This is a genomic window from Pseudomonas sp. 1176_21, from assembly GCF_052850635.1.
On record NZ_VXCV01000006.1, the window covers coordinates 213,463 to 228,085 of the forward strand.

The following is a 14,623-nucleotide window of genomic DNA, read 5'->3' on the forward strand; positions in this document are numbered from 1 at the left end:
GGCCTTTTCGCCCCGCCCTAATCAATAATTAGAACGGCACCCATAGCCCAACCTGCTCAACAATCAAGAACCTATTACCTCCTATCGGGCGTAGTCGTAAGTATGAGCCTGCGGTCGTAGAACGAAGGCCAATGATCGCGGCACTTAACCCCACGAAATACCCTGCAGCAGCACCCTGAATTGTTGCTTGGGCCGTACTCACCGTGCTTACAAGAATGTCAGGGCCGCCGGCCAAAAACGCTCCAGCAGCAATAGTGAATGTGGCGGCCGATGATGGGAAAAGTAGTGGTGCAGTTAATGACCCATTCAAAGTCGTTGACCCAGAAACCGGATTGGACCAGACACCATATTTATCAGAAAAGGTCCCGGTACCGGTGTGCAGCCCCTGAACTGTCAGGCCACTAAGTGTCACTGGATCGATAAAGTGGCAATTCTGCGCATACCCTGTGCCATTCACTGTATCCGTGAAAGAGAAAAGCGCAGGCACTGAGCCGCCATTTACAATCACCGTAGGCTCGATGATTCGTACGTTTCCAATTGGGTATGTGGTGCTTCTTCCAGATGGGCGGTTTGCTGTGAATACTGCCCCTATGCTTGCGGAGGTCAGACCTTCACGATTTGGGTTTCTCACAAAGGGCCTGATAACGTTGATCGCCGCCGTACCGGCACCATGATTCACCGACTGAAATGCTGGGCGCCTGCTGTTATACCAGCTTGGATCGAATATATTAATCGTTCCCCTTATGGTCCCCAGGGTGGGGTTGGCGCCAGAAACAGAGGCGCCAACAATGCTCCCGTCATCAACATGACCATGGATCTCGATATCGATGATTTTTGCTTGTGAACCACCGATCGCCCCAAGCTGAACCTGAATGCCAGGTCCTGCGCAGTTGATCGTTGAGGGGTTATAGATGCGCACCCCCATCATGAAATCTTCATTGCCATTTGGCTCAAGATCGATCCCCGCACCCGGCGAAGTGCCACCAATGTCTTTCCATTGCGGGTTCAATATTGTGAGGTTAATCACAGATGCGACGGAGCACCCTTGGCGCCGGCAAGCAGTAGCTGAGTGACGCTCGAAATAAACGTCTCTCGCAGGCGAGGTCAACGTCCTGCCGATGTAAGCACCGTCACCCCACATGTTGTTTGTGACAGCCCCGTCGAGGACGCGGTTGTTGTAGCCGCCCCGTATGTCGATCCCCATGCCGTACTCACCGCTTACTGCAGCGTTTAGATCTTTGCGCCCGTCCAGGTTAGCGCGGATGATAGAGCAGTTGTTTCGATCCCATAGCTTCAGCATCTGATAGATCGTGTTGTTATGCGGCAGCGCGGAGATTTTACCGTTGTAGGCAAACTCAAGCGTGGTGTTGTCATTGTTAAAGATCAGGCCGCCGCCCAGATTCGCGGTGTCGAAAGTGATTCCGAAGTGACCGTCAACGAGCACGTGCGGCCAGGCATTCAACGCTTCGTTCATTGCCAGGCGGTTGTCAGTGCCCGTGCTGCCCGTGTAGTCGGGGATCGCACCGGCCTGGGTCATGCGGAGCGGCCCTTCGAGCTGTATCAACCAGCGGCCCATAGCAACTCCGACTACCTGGATGATGGTGGAGTTGTTCGCAGTGGCAATAGATGATGCAGACCACTGGTAGCGCGCACCGCCGACGCCCGGCCGGGCAGTGCTGTACTGCATGGTTTCCGCAAAATCACCGTCGTATCGGCCGCGAAGTTCCCGCAGCTGGTCCAAACTATCAAGGTGGGTAGTTGCTCGAGCGATGTAGTACGCACCCTTTTCCGGGTCGACGACATCGACCATGTCTTGAACGGAGCCAAGCTTCCCGGTTGGAGTGATGTAACCTACACCCGAGGCAAGGTTTGGATTTCCGATCAGTCCTCCGACCAGTCCGCCAAGGTAGTCCTCAGACCAATTCTTTGTCGCTGCGTCTTGCGGGAGAACAGGATCTGCCACGCTTGCAATACGTCGCCCCTCGGCGTCGAAGTAGCTCTTTCCGATGGGTCGTTTGAGAGCCCTGTTCAGGCCAGCAAGCCCTTGCTGGATCAGCATGGTCAGCCGGTCAAAATCTTTCTCATGCGTCTCAGCCAAAAACTTGCCCTGGTTACGCAGATCTGTCGGCTGAACCGCAATCATCACTCGGTAAACGGTCAGCGTGGCGCCGGGCGTTGAAAGCACACCAGCAGCATATGTCGAGGTGAGCGTCCCGTCGGACTGTGAGCCTGCGCCCGTCAGTGTGTACTGAGCCCCCGTCAGCGTTTCGGCTGGCCTTCTCGATCGCGCCTGGCTTATACAGCTCCGCTTCGCGCCTCCTGATCCAGGCCTGGGTCGTCGCCTTCCGGTCGAACGCTTGGCTTTCCTGATAGACTGTCTCACCCTTTTTTACGTTCCGGATCTGCACAATATTCGCTGTCCATCCGTCCTTGCGCTTGCTCTGCGTGATGGTTCCCATGGGGCTTTGCTATATGACTGTTTGAGGTTGCTCACCTTGTAGCGACAAGCAAAGCAAAGCCAGCAAGAACCGGAATAATTCGGCATCAATCAGAGATACAGAAATGCAACAGATTCAAGCGGAAAACCCAACAACCCCAGGCAATACGGTCGTCAGGAGGTTTTCTGTAGCACCCATGATGGACTGGACCGACCGCCACTGCCGCTTCTTCCTGCGCCTGCTGTCGCGCAATGCCTTGCTCTACACCGAAATGGTCACCACCGGCGCCCTGCTGCATGGCGACGCCGAGCGTTTTCTGCGCCATGACGAAGCCGAGTACCCGCTGGCCCTGCAACTGGGTGGCAGCGTGCCGGCGGACTTGGCCGCCTGCGCCGTACTCGCGCAAAACGCCGGCTACAACGAAGTGAACCTCAACGTCGGCTGCCCCAGCGACCGCGTGCAGAACAACATGATCGGCGCCTGCCTGATGGGCCATCCGGGGTTGGTGGGCGATTGTGTCAAGGCCATGCTCGACGCAGTGCAGATCCCGGTCACGGTCAAGCACCGCATCGGCATCAACGGCCGCGACAGCTACGCCGAACTCTGCGACTTCGTCGGCCAGGTACGCGACGCAGGCTGCCGCAGCTTCACCGTACACGCGCGCATCGCCATCCTCGAGGGCCTCTCGCCCAAGGAGAACCGCGAGATCCCGCCACTGCGCTATGACGTCGCCGCGCAGCTCAAGGCCGACTTCCCGGACCTGGAGTTCATCCTCAATGGCGGCATCAAGACCCTCGCCGAATGCCAGCAGCACCTGCAGACCTTCGACGGCGTGATGCTCGGCCGCGAGGCGTACCACAACCCTTATGTACTGGCCGAAGTCGACCAGCAGCTGTTCGGCAGCGACGCCCCGGTGATCAGCCGTAGCGAAGCGCTGGCCAGGCTGCGCCCGTACATCGCCCAGCACCTGCAGAACGGCGGCGCCATGCACCATGTCACCCGGCATATCCTCGGCCTGGGCCAGGGCTTCCCTGGCGCTCGCAAGTTCCGCCAGCTGCTGTCGGTGGACATCCACAAGAGCACCGACCCCCTGGGCCTGCTCGACCAGGCGGGGCTGCTGCTGGAAGGACGCTAGGAACCTGCGCGCGGCAGGACACTCCAATCGTTACCCTCCCCCGATAGCCTGCCGCACAGCCCTTGAGCGGCCGGCAGCGCTCGGGTAATGTCGTCCAACCGCACAGGACAGAGCACGCTCATGACTTCCAAGCTGGAACAACTCAAGCAGTTCACCACGGTCGTCGCCGACACCGGCGATATCGATGCGATCAGCCGGCTCAAGCCGGTCGACGCCACCACCAACCCGTCCCTGTTGCTCAAGGCCGCCGCCATGCCCGGCTATGCCGAGCTGCTCGATGACGCGCTCAAGCACAGCAAGGGCGACCTGGGCCTTGCCTGCGATGCATTCGCGGTATCGGTGGGCAGCGGAATTCTCAAGGTGATCCCGGGCCGTATTTCCACGGAAGTGGACGCCCGACTGTCCTTCGACCAACCTGCCCTGCTGTCCAAGGCGCGCCAATTGATCGAGTTGTACGACAAGGCCGGCATCGGCCGCGACCGCGTGCTGATCAAGCTGGCCTCCACCTGGGAGGGCATCCGCGCCGCCGAGGTGCTGGAAAAGGAAGGCATCCAGACCAACCTGACCCTGCTGTTTTCCTTCGCCCAGGCGGCTGCCTGTGCCGATGCCGGGGTGTTCCTGATTTCGCCGTTCGTGGGCCGTATCTACGACTGGTACAAGAAATCGACCGGCAAGGAGTATGTCGGGGCCGAAGACCCGGGCGTGAAGTCGGTCACGCGTATTTACGATTACTACAAGGCCAACGGCTACGACACCGTGGTCATGGGCGCCAGCTTCCGCAACATCGGCCAGATCGAGCAGTTGGCCGGCTGCGACCGCCTGACCATCAGCCCTGAGTTGCTGCAGCAGCTCAGCGATGACCAGGGCACCCTGGCGCGCAAGCTCACCCCGGGCAAGGCTGGCGAGCCACGCCTGACACTCGACGAAAGCCAGTTCCGCTGGCTCTCCAACGAAGATGCCATGGCCACCGAGAAGCTCGCCGAAGGCATCCGCCAGTTTGCGCGGGATCAGGAGAAACTCGAGGCGTTGTTGGCTGCAAAGGCCTGATACAAATACGGTTTGCCAGGCAAGGTGTGAAGGCGGAGCATTAGCGGTTTTGCACGCTGGATCTTGCAGACCTCTTCGCCGGCAACGCCGACTCCTACAGGGCTGCACGATACTGTAGGAGCCGGCATTGCCGGCGAAGCGCCGAAGGCGCACCCATCCATCTTCGAGTAATCAATGCCCGAAAACACCCCGCTGCCCCTGGTACTGGCCGGCCCGTTGCTGCGCCGCCTGGAGCCTGCGCGCATGGTCCTGTGGCTGGTCGGCTCACAGCCGTTGCAGCCCGAACTGCACCTGCAACACTCCACCGAATACAACCTGAGCTGTCAGGTCATCCCCATCGGCCAGCACGCCTTCGTGCACCTGCTCGATATCCAGCTGCACACCCCACTGCCCACCGACGTGCAGATCGACTACGACGTGCTGGTCGGCGGCCAGGGCATCGCCACCTGGGCCCCACACCTGCTGTATGAAGGCGCCCGCCTGCCCAACTTCGTGATACGCGAGCGCCTCGACCAGTTGTTGCATGGCTCGTGCCGCAAGCCGCACCACCCCGCCGCCGATGGCCTGTTGTGCGCCGACCGCCTGCTGGCCGCGCCCCACGCACCCGCCGAGCGCCCGGCGCTGCTGATGATGAGCGGCGACCAGGTGTACGCCGACGATGTCGCCGGCCCCATGCTGCGGGCCATCCACGGGCTGATCGAACGGCTGGGCCTGTACCACGAGCACCTGGAAGGCGCCGTGGTGCAGAACAGCGCCGAGCTGTACCGCCACCCGGCCAGCTACTATCACCGTGCCGACCTGCTGCCAGCCCTGGAGAGCAACGAAACCCTGCGCGAGCGCTTTTTCGGCGGCACGCGCAAACCCATCTTCACCAGCAGCAACGCCGACAACCACCTGGTAACCCTGGCCGAGATCATGGCCATGTACCTGCTGGTCTGGTCGCCTGTGCCCTGGACCTTGGTCGACACCCCCATGCCATCAGGCCTGACCACCCAGCGCCAGGCCCGCTACCAGCGCGAACAGCACTGCCTGAAGGGCTTCGTCGAAGGGCTGGATGGCGTGGCGCGGGTACTGGCGCACCTGCCCAGCCTGATGATCTTCGATGACCACGACATCACCGACGACTGGAACCTCTCGGCCCAATGGGAAGAAACCGCCTACGGGCACGCCTTCTCGCGGCGCATCATCGGCAACGCGCTGATCGGCTACATGCTCTGCCAGGGCTGGGGCAACAACCCGGACGTGTTTGGCGAGCTGCTGCAAAGCTGCCAGGCCCTGAGCCACAGCGCCGATGACGACGGCTATTTCGACCGCGCTGCGCAAGATGGCCTGATCAAACAGCTGCTGCGCTTTCAGGAATGGCACTTCGTGCTGCCCACCCAGCCTGCGCTGCTGGTACTCGATACCCGCACACGTCGCTGGCGCAGCGAGAGCAAGCTGCAAAAGCCCTCCGGGCTGCTGGACTGGGAAGCGCTGTGCGAACTACAGCAGGCCTTGCTGGACCACCCCTCGGCCATCATCGTCTCCCCCGCCCCGCTGTTTGGAGTGAAGCTGATCGAAACCATCCAGCGCGTGTTCAGTTGGTGCGGCTATCCGCTGCTGGTGGACGCCGAGAACTGGATGGCGCACCGGGGGGCGGCGCAGGTGATCCTGAATATCTTCCGTCACTCGCGCACGCCAGGGCATTACGTGATCCTCTCGGGCGACGTGCACTATTCCTTCGTGTACGAGGTAATGATTCGTCACAAACGCGGCGCCCCGCACCTGTGGCAGATCACCAGCAGCGGCATCAAGAACGAATTCCCGCGCCGACTGCTCGATGTGTTCGACCGACTCAATCGCTGGCTCTATGCCCCACGATCACCGTTGAACTGGTTCACCAAGCGCCGCCTGATGCAGGTGGTGCCGCGTACACCCGCGCACAGCAAGGCCGGCGAGCGCCTGTGGAACAGCGCCGGGCTGGGCCAGGTGTTCTTCAACGCGCAGGGGCAGCCCGAGCGCATCTTCCAGCTCAACGCCAACGGCGCGCCGCCCACGGAGTTTCCCCGCGAGGCTGAATGAAAAGGTGAGTTCGGCGCCCGCTACAGGGCGCCAGGATCGATCAGGTCCGCTCCAGGGCGTTGACCAGGTCGTGGAAGGCTTCGCGGTTGGAGTCGTTCAGGCCCATGAGGATCTTGTGCGCTTCCAACACCTTGGCGCGCACTACCTCTTCGTTCTGGTCCTGGGACGGCAGATCGGTCAGGCACTCAGGGCACGGGATTGGACGATCGACGATGTTGAACACCTGATCGAACCCCATCGACTGCAGAAGCCGGGTGATATCGGCATGGGTAGTCACCACCGTGGGCAGCAGGCCGACCTTCTGCCGCGACAGGATCGACAACTTGGCCAGCAGGCCCAGAGTGGTGCTGTCGATACTGTTGGTTTCGGTAAGATCGATGACGATCGCCGAGAAATTCAGCGCCGTGAAGATCTTTTCAATCGTTGCATCCAGCGCCGAACACAGGGTCAGACGCACTTCACCGACGAACTTCAGAACAAAGGTGCCATTCTGCTCGGCAAACTGGATTCTTCCAGTACTCATTGAAGGTTCCTGCTCAACACCATTAGGGCGATATCATCCGGCATCTCCCCAAGCGTAGCCAATTCGAATCGTTGGCGCAGCCCATCCAGGCTGCCACCTGCTGCCTTGATGATTTCAGGCAAGGCAGCCTCCTTATCTTTGAGTGTGTCGCCAGGCAAAAGGTCCAGAATGCCATCAGACAGCAATGTGAGGCTGAACTGCGGCGGCAACTCCAGAACGTGATCCTGGTAGGTGGCCTCGTCGAACAGCCCCACCGGCAGGCCGCGCCCTTCGAGGTACCGGGTGTCGTCCGGGGTGTACAGCACCGGCAACGGCAGATGGCCGCCGATGCTGTAGGTCATCAGGCCGGTGTGCTCGTCGATCACGCCGCCCACCATGGTCACGTGCTTGCCCAACCTGCAATTGATCAGGCCGCGGTTGATATGCCCGAGCACCTCGGACGGCTTGAACTCGGGCAAGGTGCCGGCGCGCTTGAATTCGAACAGCAGGCGCGTGGTCATGAACTTGAGCAGCACAGTCACGAACGCCGAGGAGGCACCATGGCCGGACACGTCGGCCAGGTAGAACGCCACGCGTCGCTCGTCGACACGAAAGTAATCGGTGAAATCGCCAGACAGGTACAGAGACGGAATGATCTGGTGTTCGAAACGCAGGTCTCCGGCCTTCCACGGGTTCTCCGGCAGCATGTTCATCTGCACCTGGCGCCCGGCAGTCTGGTCTTCCTGCAGCAGGTGCAGGCTGGCCTCCAGCTCACGGTTGGCGGTTTCGAGCTTGTCGCGGTAACGCTGGTTTTCCAGTACCAGATGCGCCCGATCCAACGCCCGGCGAACCGAGTGCTCCAGCACTGCCAGGTCTTCCAGGGGCTTGATCAGGTAGTCGGCAGCACCCAGGCGCAACGCTTCGACGGCATCGTTCATCACGCCCGCGCCCGACACCACGATCACCGGCAGGTCGGGGGCACGCTCGGTAACCTGGCGAATCAGCTCCAGGCCGCCCATTTGCGGCATGCGCAGATCGCAGATCACCAGATCAGGCTGTTCCTGCTCGAAGACCTGGAGACCCTGCTGGCCGTTGCTTGCCTGCAGGACGCTGAAGCCGCTGTCTTCCAGGTAGGCGGCGAGGCTCGCACGCACTACATCGTCATCATCGATTATCAGCAGCGTTGCACTGTTTTTCTGCATGTGGGCAAACGGCGCCAGAAATAGGTTGGGGTAGGCGGCCAGGCAAAACGAGGCCCGCTTACTGGATTCACTTCTAGCCACTCTTGCATTTCAGGTGTAGGACAAAAGGCCTGCCCGGCAAATGTCAGAGGTGCCCTGTAAGGCGCAGACGGTACTCCCATCCGCCGGGGGTTTCAAGCATGCACCGATGGTCGCCTGTGCTCTTTACAGCACAAATCACCGGGAGTTATAAAAACCCCTTCTATCGCAACCCAATGGAAGGATGCAGGCATGAGCCAGAACCACGCCGACTATAGCGAGAAGCGTGATTTCATCAGGATGCGGGTAGATACCGACGTTACCCTGATACATGCCGAACAAGTGATTGCGGCGGTGTGCCTGGACCTCTCGAGCAGCGGCATGCAGGTACAGGCAGCGAAAACCTTTCAGGTTGGAGACAACCTCAGCGTCAGCATCGATTCGGACCACCCTTCACTCAAGGGCCTGCACGCCACAACGCAAGTGGTGTGGATTGCCGATCAGCCCCAGGGCCAGCAGAAGCTGGGCCTCAAGATCCTTGCGATGAGCTGAACAGCAGGCATGAAAAAGGCGGCCATGGCCGCCTTTTTCATGCATCACGATCAGAAATCGTCTTTTACATCCCCGTCCTTGACCTTGAACTCGCGGTTCTGCAGGTAGGCGTTGCGGATGAAGCTGTACTTGTCGCCACGGATCATCTTCTCGGCCGACAGCAGGCTGGCACGGGTGTCCACCACGTCCACCGCGATTGCGGTATTGCGGGTGGGCACATGGTCCATGTAGCGGTAGGGTTCGGTGTAGGTGTCCGGGTACTTGGCGATCGCATCGCGCACGGTGCTCGGCCCAAGCAGCGGCAGCATCACGTACGGGCCACTGCCTACACCCCAGTAGCCGAGGGTCTGGCCGAAGTCCTCGTCGCTGCGCTGCAGGCCCATCTTGGTACCCACATCGAAGAAGCCGGCCAGGCCGAAGGTGGTGTTGACGATCAACCGCGCGGTATCCACGCCGGCTGCGTGGGGCTTGAGCTGCAACACGTTGTTGGCAAGGTTGGTCACGTCACCGAGGTTGCGGAACATGTTGTGGATGCCGTCCTCGAGAAACTGCGGCGTCGCCCACTGGTAGCCCTGGGCCAGCGGCTTGAGCGCGTAGGTATCGATCGTGTCGTTGAACCGGAAGATCGGCCGGTTGATGCTCTCCCACGGGTCTTCCTCGGTCGCCGCCTGGGCCAGTACCGGCGCCAGCAGCAGGCTCGCGCAGACACAGGCACGGGTCATACGATCGATCACGCCAGCACCGATCCCACGCATAAAATTTCTCCTAGGCAAACATTGCACTGCGCCGGCATCAGGCCGTCGACAGCCAAAAGGAAACAAGTATAAAGCCTCTCTGGCAGATTAGGCAGCTTCCTCCAACCTGCGTCGATATTTTGTGAAAGCCGCCTGAAGGTCATCAAAGCGTCACGCCACGGTCACACCCCGACGTTAGCCTTGCTGGTTATTTCAGGGACGTTGCCATGCCCCATTCCCCCGCCTTCACCGCCGTGCTGTTCGGCCTGCGCGGCTGCCTGGTCGACTTCGGCGCACGATGCCAGGCGCCCGGCAACGCACCGGCCAGGCCTACACCAGGCGCCCTGCCCGCCCTGCACTGGCTGCGGGAACACGGCGTGCCCTGTGCCTGGCTCGACGAACTGCCGGCTGCCCTGGGCCAGCACCTGAGCCAGGCGCTGCCCGCCTGGGTGCGCCGACCGGATACCACCGGCCACGCGCCCTGGCCCGCGCCGGATGCCTGCTGGCACGCCCTGATGCAGCTCAAGGCCGACCGGCTCGATGGCTGCGTGCTGGTCAGCGGCGAGCCGCGCCTGCTGCAGGCCGGGCTCAACGCCGGGCTGTGGACCGTGGGCCTGGCCTCGTGCGGCTCGCTGTGCGGGCTGGACGAGGCTACCTGGCAGGCACTGGAGGAACGCGAGCGCGAACTCAAGCGAGGCAAGGCTACCGTTCACCTGTTCGGGCTGGGGGTGCATTCGGTGATCGACCAGCTGGAACAACTGGCCGATTGCCTGGCCGATATCGGCCTGCGCCGCCTCAAGGGCGAAAAACCCTGATACAGGCACATTGATCAGGGTCATGCAAAGCGGCGCCGGGTGGATTAACCTGAACAGCGAGGCACGGACCTTTCGCCCGCGCGCGGGGTCCATGTCTGAGCCTATTCATAGAGGGAGAACACCCATGCCTGCCCGCGAACTTCAAGCGCAACTCGACGCCCTGCGCGAGCAACTGGAGCAAAACCCACCGCTCTCGGAACAGGAGCGTGTCGAGCTGCACGAACTGATGGCGCAGATCCAAGCAAAAATCGAACTGGAGGCCGTAACCCCGGACAACAACCTGGTCGACGGCGTCAACCTCGCCGTCGAACGTTTCGAAGTCGAGCACCCGGGCCTGACCGCCACCCTGCGCAACATCGTTCAGAGCCTGCAAAGCATGGGCATCTGAACCCCGCGGCAAAAACGAAAGCCCCGTCACACTGGACGGGGCTTTTTCGTTACTGGCGAACCAGGCGCAGGTTCTTCAGGGTGACCGGCCCGGTGCTGCGGTACGGGTTGATGTCCAGCCCGCCCCGGCGCACGTAGCGCGCATACACCGTGAGGGTCTCAGGGTTGAGCAGGCGCTTGAGGTCCAGGTAGATACGTTCCACGCATTGCTCGTGGAAGTCGGCATGCTGACGGAAGCTGATCAGGTAGGTCAGCAGGCTGGCATGGTCCAGCGCCGCGCCACGGTAATGGACGGTCACGCTGCCCCAGTCCGGCTGCCCGGTCACCGGGCAGTTGGATTTGAGCAGATGGCTGTGCAGGGTCTCTTCCACCACACGCTCGGCATCGCAGCGCAGCAGCTCCGGTTGCGGCTGCTCGTAGTTGCTGATGCTGACCTCCAGGTCATCGATGCAGGTGCCCGGCAGCGCCATCACACCCTCGCGCTGAACCTCGGCCAGGCTGCGGATACGCACCCCTACCGGCTTGCCGGCTGCCGCAGACAGGTCCTTGACCAGACAGGCCTGCACCGCCTGCGCCGAGGCGAACTCGGTCTGGTTCAGCGAGTTCAGGTACAGCTTGAACGACTTGGACTCGATGATGGCCGGCGAATCGGCCGGGATGGCGAACTCGCCGATGGCCACCACCGGCTTGCCCGAAGGCAGCAGCCAGGACAGCTCGAAGCAGTTCCAGTAATCCACACCCGACCACGGCAACGTTTGCGCGGTGACCCCAAGCTCGGCCCATTTGGCTGCACGCGGGATGGCGAACAGCAGCGACGGCGTGTAGGTGCTGATGTATTCACTGGACTTGCCCAGTGGCGAATGTTCGGCGGCGGGATGCATGGCTCAAACCTGAAGGACGAAATTGGTCTAGTTTATCGGGTTTGCGCGCTGCATTGGTCATTTGGCGATAGTCAGCTTGCCCACCATGCCGGCCTGGTAATGCCCCGGCACGTTGCAGGCGAACTCGATCGGCGTGCTCTGGCTGAAGGTCCAGGTCAGTTCGGCGCGCTTGCCCGGCGCCACCATCACCATGTTCGGGTCGTCATGCTGCATGCCGCCGCTACCCATCGCACCATGATCATCACCGCCATGATTCATGCCGCCATGTCCCATTGCCGAATGATCCATCTGCCCCTGCATGGCGAGCATCTCCTGCTGGTGCCGGGCGTGCATGGCCGCATCCCCCAGGTTGAACTCGTGGGGCACCTGGCCGTTGTTCACCAGCACGAAACGCACCGTTTCGCCGGCCTTGACCTGCAGCGCGCGCGGCTCGAAGTACATGTCGCCCATCACGACCTCCACCGTGCGCGTGGCCTGCGCCGCCGCAGCCGGCTTGCCGAAGGCGTACTCGTGCCCGGGTGCCGCCAGCAGCGGCAGGCTCCACAGCGCCAGGGCGCTCGCGATCATCAAGCGTTTCATCGTGCATCCTCTATCATGTGCAAGCTCATGCCCCGCACTGTAGAAAACTGCCGCTGGCAACCACCTGACGAAAACATTACAACTTTGTCAGCTTTGCCCCGCGCACCCTGCCACAGGGTATAAACCCAGCCCCCAACGCTGCCGAGAAGCCCATGAAACTGTTGATCGTCGAAGACCAGCCCAAGACCGGCCTCTACCTGCGCCAGGGCCTCAACGAAGCCGGCTTCAGCACCGAACTGGCCACCGACGGCGATACCGGTCAGCACCTGGCCCTGAGCGGCGACTACGACCTGCTGATTCTCGACGTGATGCTCCCTGGGCGTGACGGCTGGCAGATTCTGCAAGCCGTGCGCGAGGCCGGCTTCGACACCCCGGTGCTGTTCCTCACGGCCCGCGATGCGGTAGAAGACCGCGTGCATGGCCTGGAACTGGGCGCCGACGACTACCTGATCAAACCCTTTGCGTTCTCCGAACTGCTGGCGCGGGTCCGCACCCTGCTGCGCCGCGGCGCCAGCCCGCCCCAGGAAACCACCCTGAACCTGGCCGACCTGCGCCTGGACCTGATTCGCCGCCGGGTGGAACGCGCCGGGGCACGCATCGACCTCACCGCCAAAGAGTTCGCCCTGCTCGAACTGCTGCTGCGCCGCCAGGGCGAGGTGCTGCCCAAATCGCTGATCGCCTCGCAGGTGTGGGACATGAACTTCGACAGCGACACCAATGTGATCGAAGTGGCGATCCGGCGCCTGCGCCTGAAGGTCGACGATGGCCACGACAACAAGCTGATCCACACCGTGCGCGGCATGGGCTACGTGCTCGAGGAGCGCCCGGCGTGATGCGCAGATTGTCCCTGGGCGCACGCCTGGCGCTGTTGTTCGCCGCCTGCACGGCGGCGGTGTCACTGACGGCGGGGCTCCTGTTCAGCCGGGCCAGCGAGGCGCACTTCATCGAGCTCGATCAGCAGTTGCTCGACAGTCGTCTGTCGGTACTGCGCCAGGCGCTCGTTGGCGTGCACGACCGCCCGAGCCTGGCAGCGCGGCTACCGCTGCTGCGCGGCGAACTGAGCCACCAGGCCGACCTTGCACTGCGCATTCGTGGCAGCGACGGGGCGCAGTGGTTTGCCAGCCGCCCCGGCCTGCCTGACGCACCCGACACACCGGGCCTGAGCACCCTGCGCAGCGAGGGCATGGATTTTCGCAGCCTGTGCGTGGTGCTTGAAGGCGGCAGCCGGCTCACTCTGTTTCTGGATATCACCCACCACCAGCACTTTCTGCAACGCATGCAGCGCCTGATCTGGCTGACGATGGGCCTTTCGGCGCTGGCCACCGCGCTGCTCGGTGCCTGGGCCGTGCGCCGTGGCTTGCGTCCGCTGCGCCGGATGGGCGAGGTGGCAGCCGGCGTTTCGGCACGCTCGCTGACCACACGCCTGCCCCAGGCCCAGATGCCGCCAGAGCTGGCGCAACTGGCCGGCACCATGAATGCCATGCTCGAACGTCTGGACGATGCCTTCCAGCGCCTGTCGGCCTTCTCGGCCGACATTGCCCACGAGCTGCGCACGCCGCTGTCCAACCTGCTGACCCACACCCAGGTCACCCTCACCCGCCCGCGCAGCCTGGAGGAGTATCGCGAGGCATTGCACGGCAACCTCGAGGAACTGCAATGGATGGCGCAACTGGTCAACGACATGCTGTACCTGGCCAAGGCCGACCACGGCCTGCTGATGCCCAATCGCGAGCCCCTGGCGCTGGACCAGGAGGCCGATGCCTTGATCGAGTACTACGCGCCACTGGCCGAGGATGCACAGATCAGCCTGAGCCGCGAAGGGCTGGCCGAGCTGACGGGAGACCGCAACATGCTGCGACGGGCCCTGTCCAACCTGCTGGACAACGCGCTGCGCTTTACCCCGGCACAGGGCGAGATACGGGTCGAGATTGCGCAGGGTGATGGCAGGGTTCGCCTGGTGGTGGCCAATCGCGGGGCGCCGATCGATGCAGCGCTATTGCCGCGGCTGTTCGACCGGTTCTACCGGGCCGACCCGGCACGCCGGGAAGGCAGCAGCGAACATGCGGGGCTGGGGCTGGCGATCACCCGTTCGATCGTGCAGGCGCACGGTGGGGTGATCAGTGCCGAATCGGCGCAGGGGTGGACGCGGTTCCTGATCGACTTGCCGGAACACAACGCAGCCCTGTAGGAGCCGGCGTTGCCGGCGAATCGGCGCATGCGGCATGCCTGAACATGGCCAGGCAGTGTGTCCGCTTCGCCGGCAACGCCGGCT

The 14,623-nt window shown here is 62.3% G+C and carries 14 protein-coding genes and 1 pseudogene; 8 read left to right on the top strand and 7 right to left on the bottom strand.

Annotation, left to right across the window (positions count from 1 at the left end; genetic code table 11):
* Window positions 1–28: 28 nt before the first annotated feature.
* Window positions 29–2,185, bottom strand: a complete 2,157-nt coding sequence (locus tag FW760_RS16345; RefSeq protein WP_158554944.1) for a hypothetical protein — start codon at window positions 2,183–2,185, stop codon at window positions 29–31.
* Window positions 2,186–2,267: 82 nt separating this feature from the next.
* Window positions 2,268–2,459, bottom strand: a pseudogene (locus tag FW760_RS16350) (site-specific integrase); the annotation flags it as partial.
* Between the two features lie 103 nt (window positions 2,460–2,562).
* Here FW760_RS16350 and dusA point away from each other — a divergent pair.
* The 3 genes from dusA to FW760_RS16365 all read left to right on the top strand — a co-directional run bounded on the left by dusA (window position 2,563) and on the right by FW760_RS16365 (window position 6,681).
* Window positions 2,563–3,573, top strand: a complete 1,011-nt coding sequence (dusA, locus tag FW760_RS16355; protein ID WP_054915310.1) for a tRNA dihydrouridine(20/20a) synthase DusA — start codon at window positions 2,563–2,565, stop codon at window positions 3,571–3,573.
* A gap of 120 nt (window positions 3,574–3,693) precedes the next feature.
* A complete protein-coding gene (tal, locus tag FW760_RS16360) occupies window positions 3,694–4,620 on the top strand; it encodes a transaldolase (protein ID WP_043864539.1) in 927 nt (308 codons plus the stop codon).
* Window positions 4,621–4,794: 174 nt separating this feature from the next.
* On the top strand, window positions 4,795–6,681 hold the full coding sequence (locus FW760_RS16365; RefSeq protein ID WP_116055031.1) for an alkaline phosphatase D family protein: 1,887 nt from the start codon (window positions 4,795–4,797) through the stop codon (window positions 6,679–6,681).
* A 40-nt stretch (window positions 6,682–6,721) separates the two neighbouring features.
* Here the strand turns inward: FW760_RS16365 and rssC are convergent, their stop codons facing one another.
* Both rssC and rssB read right to left on the bottom strand, forming a co-directional pair.
* A complete protein-coding gene (gene rssC / locus FW760_RS16370) occupies window positions 6,722–7,204 on the bottom strand; it encodes an anti-sigma factor antagonist RssC (RefSeq protein ID WP_043864541.1) in 483 nt (160 codons plus the stop codon).
* Window positions 7,201–8,385: a two-component system response regulator RssB gene (rssB, locus tag FW760_RS16375; protein WP_043864542.1), complete on the bottom strand. Its 1,185-nt coding sequence runs from the start codon at window positions 8,383–8,385 to the stop codon at window positions 7,201–7,203. Before rssB ends, rssC begins: the two co-directional genes overlap by 4 nt.
* A gap of 270 nt (window positions 8,386–8,655) precedes the next feature.
* On the opposite strand from rssB, the gene FW760_RS16380 reads away from it, so the two are divergent.
* A complete protein-coding gene (locus FW760_RS16380; protein ID WP_043864543.1) occupies window positions 8,656–8,955 on the top strand; it encodes a PilZ domain-containing protein in 300 nt (99 codons plus the stop codon).
* Window positions 8,956–9,005: 50 nt separating this feature from the next.
* Here FW760_RS16380 and FW760_RS16385 read toward each other — a convergent pair whose 3' ends face one another.
* The gene (locus FW760_RS16385) at window positions 9,006–9,710 is read right to left on the bottom strand and encodes an MlaA family lipoprotein (RefSeq protein ID WP_446443889.1); all 705 of its coding nucleotides are present in this window, start codon (window positions 9,708–9,710) and stop codon (window positions 9,006–9,008) included.
* 206 nt (window positions 9,711–9,916) lie between these two features.
* On the opposite strand from FW760_RS16385, the gene FW760_RS16390 reads away from it, so the two are divergent.
* Together FW760_RS16390 and FW760_RS16395 are read left to right on the top strand one after the other, a co-directional pair.
* A complete protein-coding gene (locus FW760_RS16390) occupies window positions 9,917–10,504 on the top strand; it encodes a hypothetical protein (RefSeq protein WP_054916180.1) in 588 nt (195 codons plus the stop codon).
* Between the two features lie 124 nt (window positions 10,505–10,628).
* Window positions 10,629–10,892, top strand: a complete 264-nt coding sequence (locus tag FW760_RS16395) for a DUF4404 family protein (RefSeq protein WP_043864546.1) — start codon at window positions 10,629–10,631, stop codon at window positions 10,890–10,892.
* Window positions 10,893–10,941: 49 nt separating this feature from the next.
* Here the strand turns inward: FW760_RS16395 and queF are convergent, their stop codons facing one another.
* The gene (queF, locus tag FW760_RS16400) at window positions 10,942–11,772 is read right to left on the bottom strand and encodes an NADPH-dependent 7-cyano-7-deazaguanine reductase QueF (RefSeq protein ID WP_100633167.1); all 831 of its coding nucleotides are present in this window, start codon (window positions 11,770–11,772) and stop codon (window positions 10,942–10,944) included.
* 57 nt (window positions 11,773–11,829) lie between these two features.
* Entirely contained in the window at window positions 11,830–12,351 is a 522-nt protein-coding gene (locus FW760_RS16405; RefSeq protein WP_043864548.1) for a cupredoxin domain-containing protein, read from the bottom strand.
* 152 nt (window positions 12,352–12,503) lie between these two features.
* On the opposite strand from FW760_RS16405, the gene FW760_RS16410 reads away from it, so the two are divergent.
* The gene (locus FW760_RS16410) at window positions 12,504–13,184 is read left to right on the top strand and encodes a heavy metal response regulator transcription factor (RefSeq protein ID WP_043864549.1); all 681 of its coding nucleotides are present in this window, start codon (window positions 12,504–12,506) and stop codon (window positions 13,182–13,184) included.
* The gene (locus FW760_RS16415; RefSeq protein WP_078479607.1) at window positions 13,181–14,539 is read left to right on the top strand and encodes a heavy metal sensor histidine kinase; all 1,359 of its coding nucleotides are present in this window, start codon (window positions 13,181–13,183) and stop codon (window positions 14,537–14,539) included. The genes FW760_RS16410 and FW760_RS16415 overlap by 4 nt, the downstream gene beginning before the upstream one ends.
* Window positions 14,540–14,623: the final 84 nt, after the last annotated feature.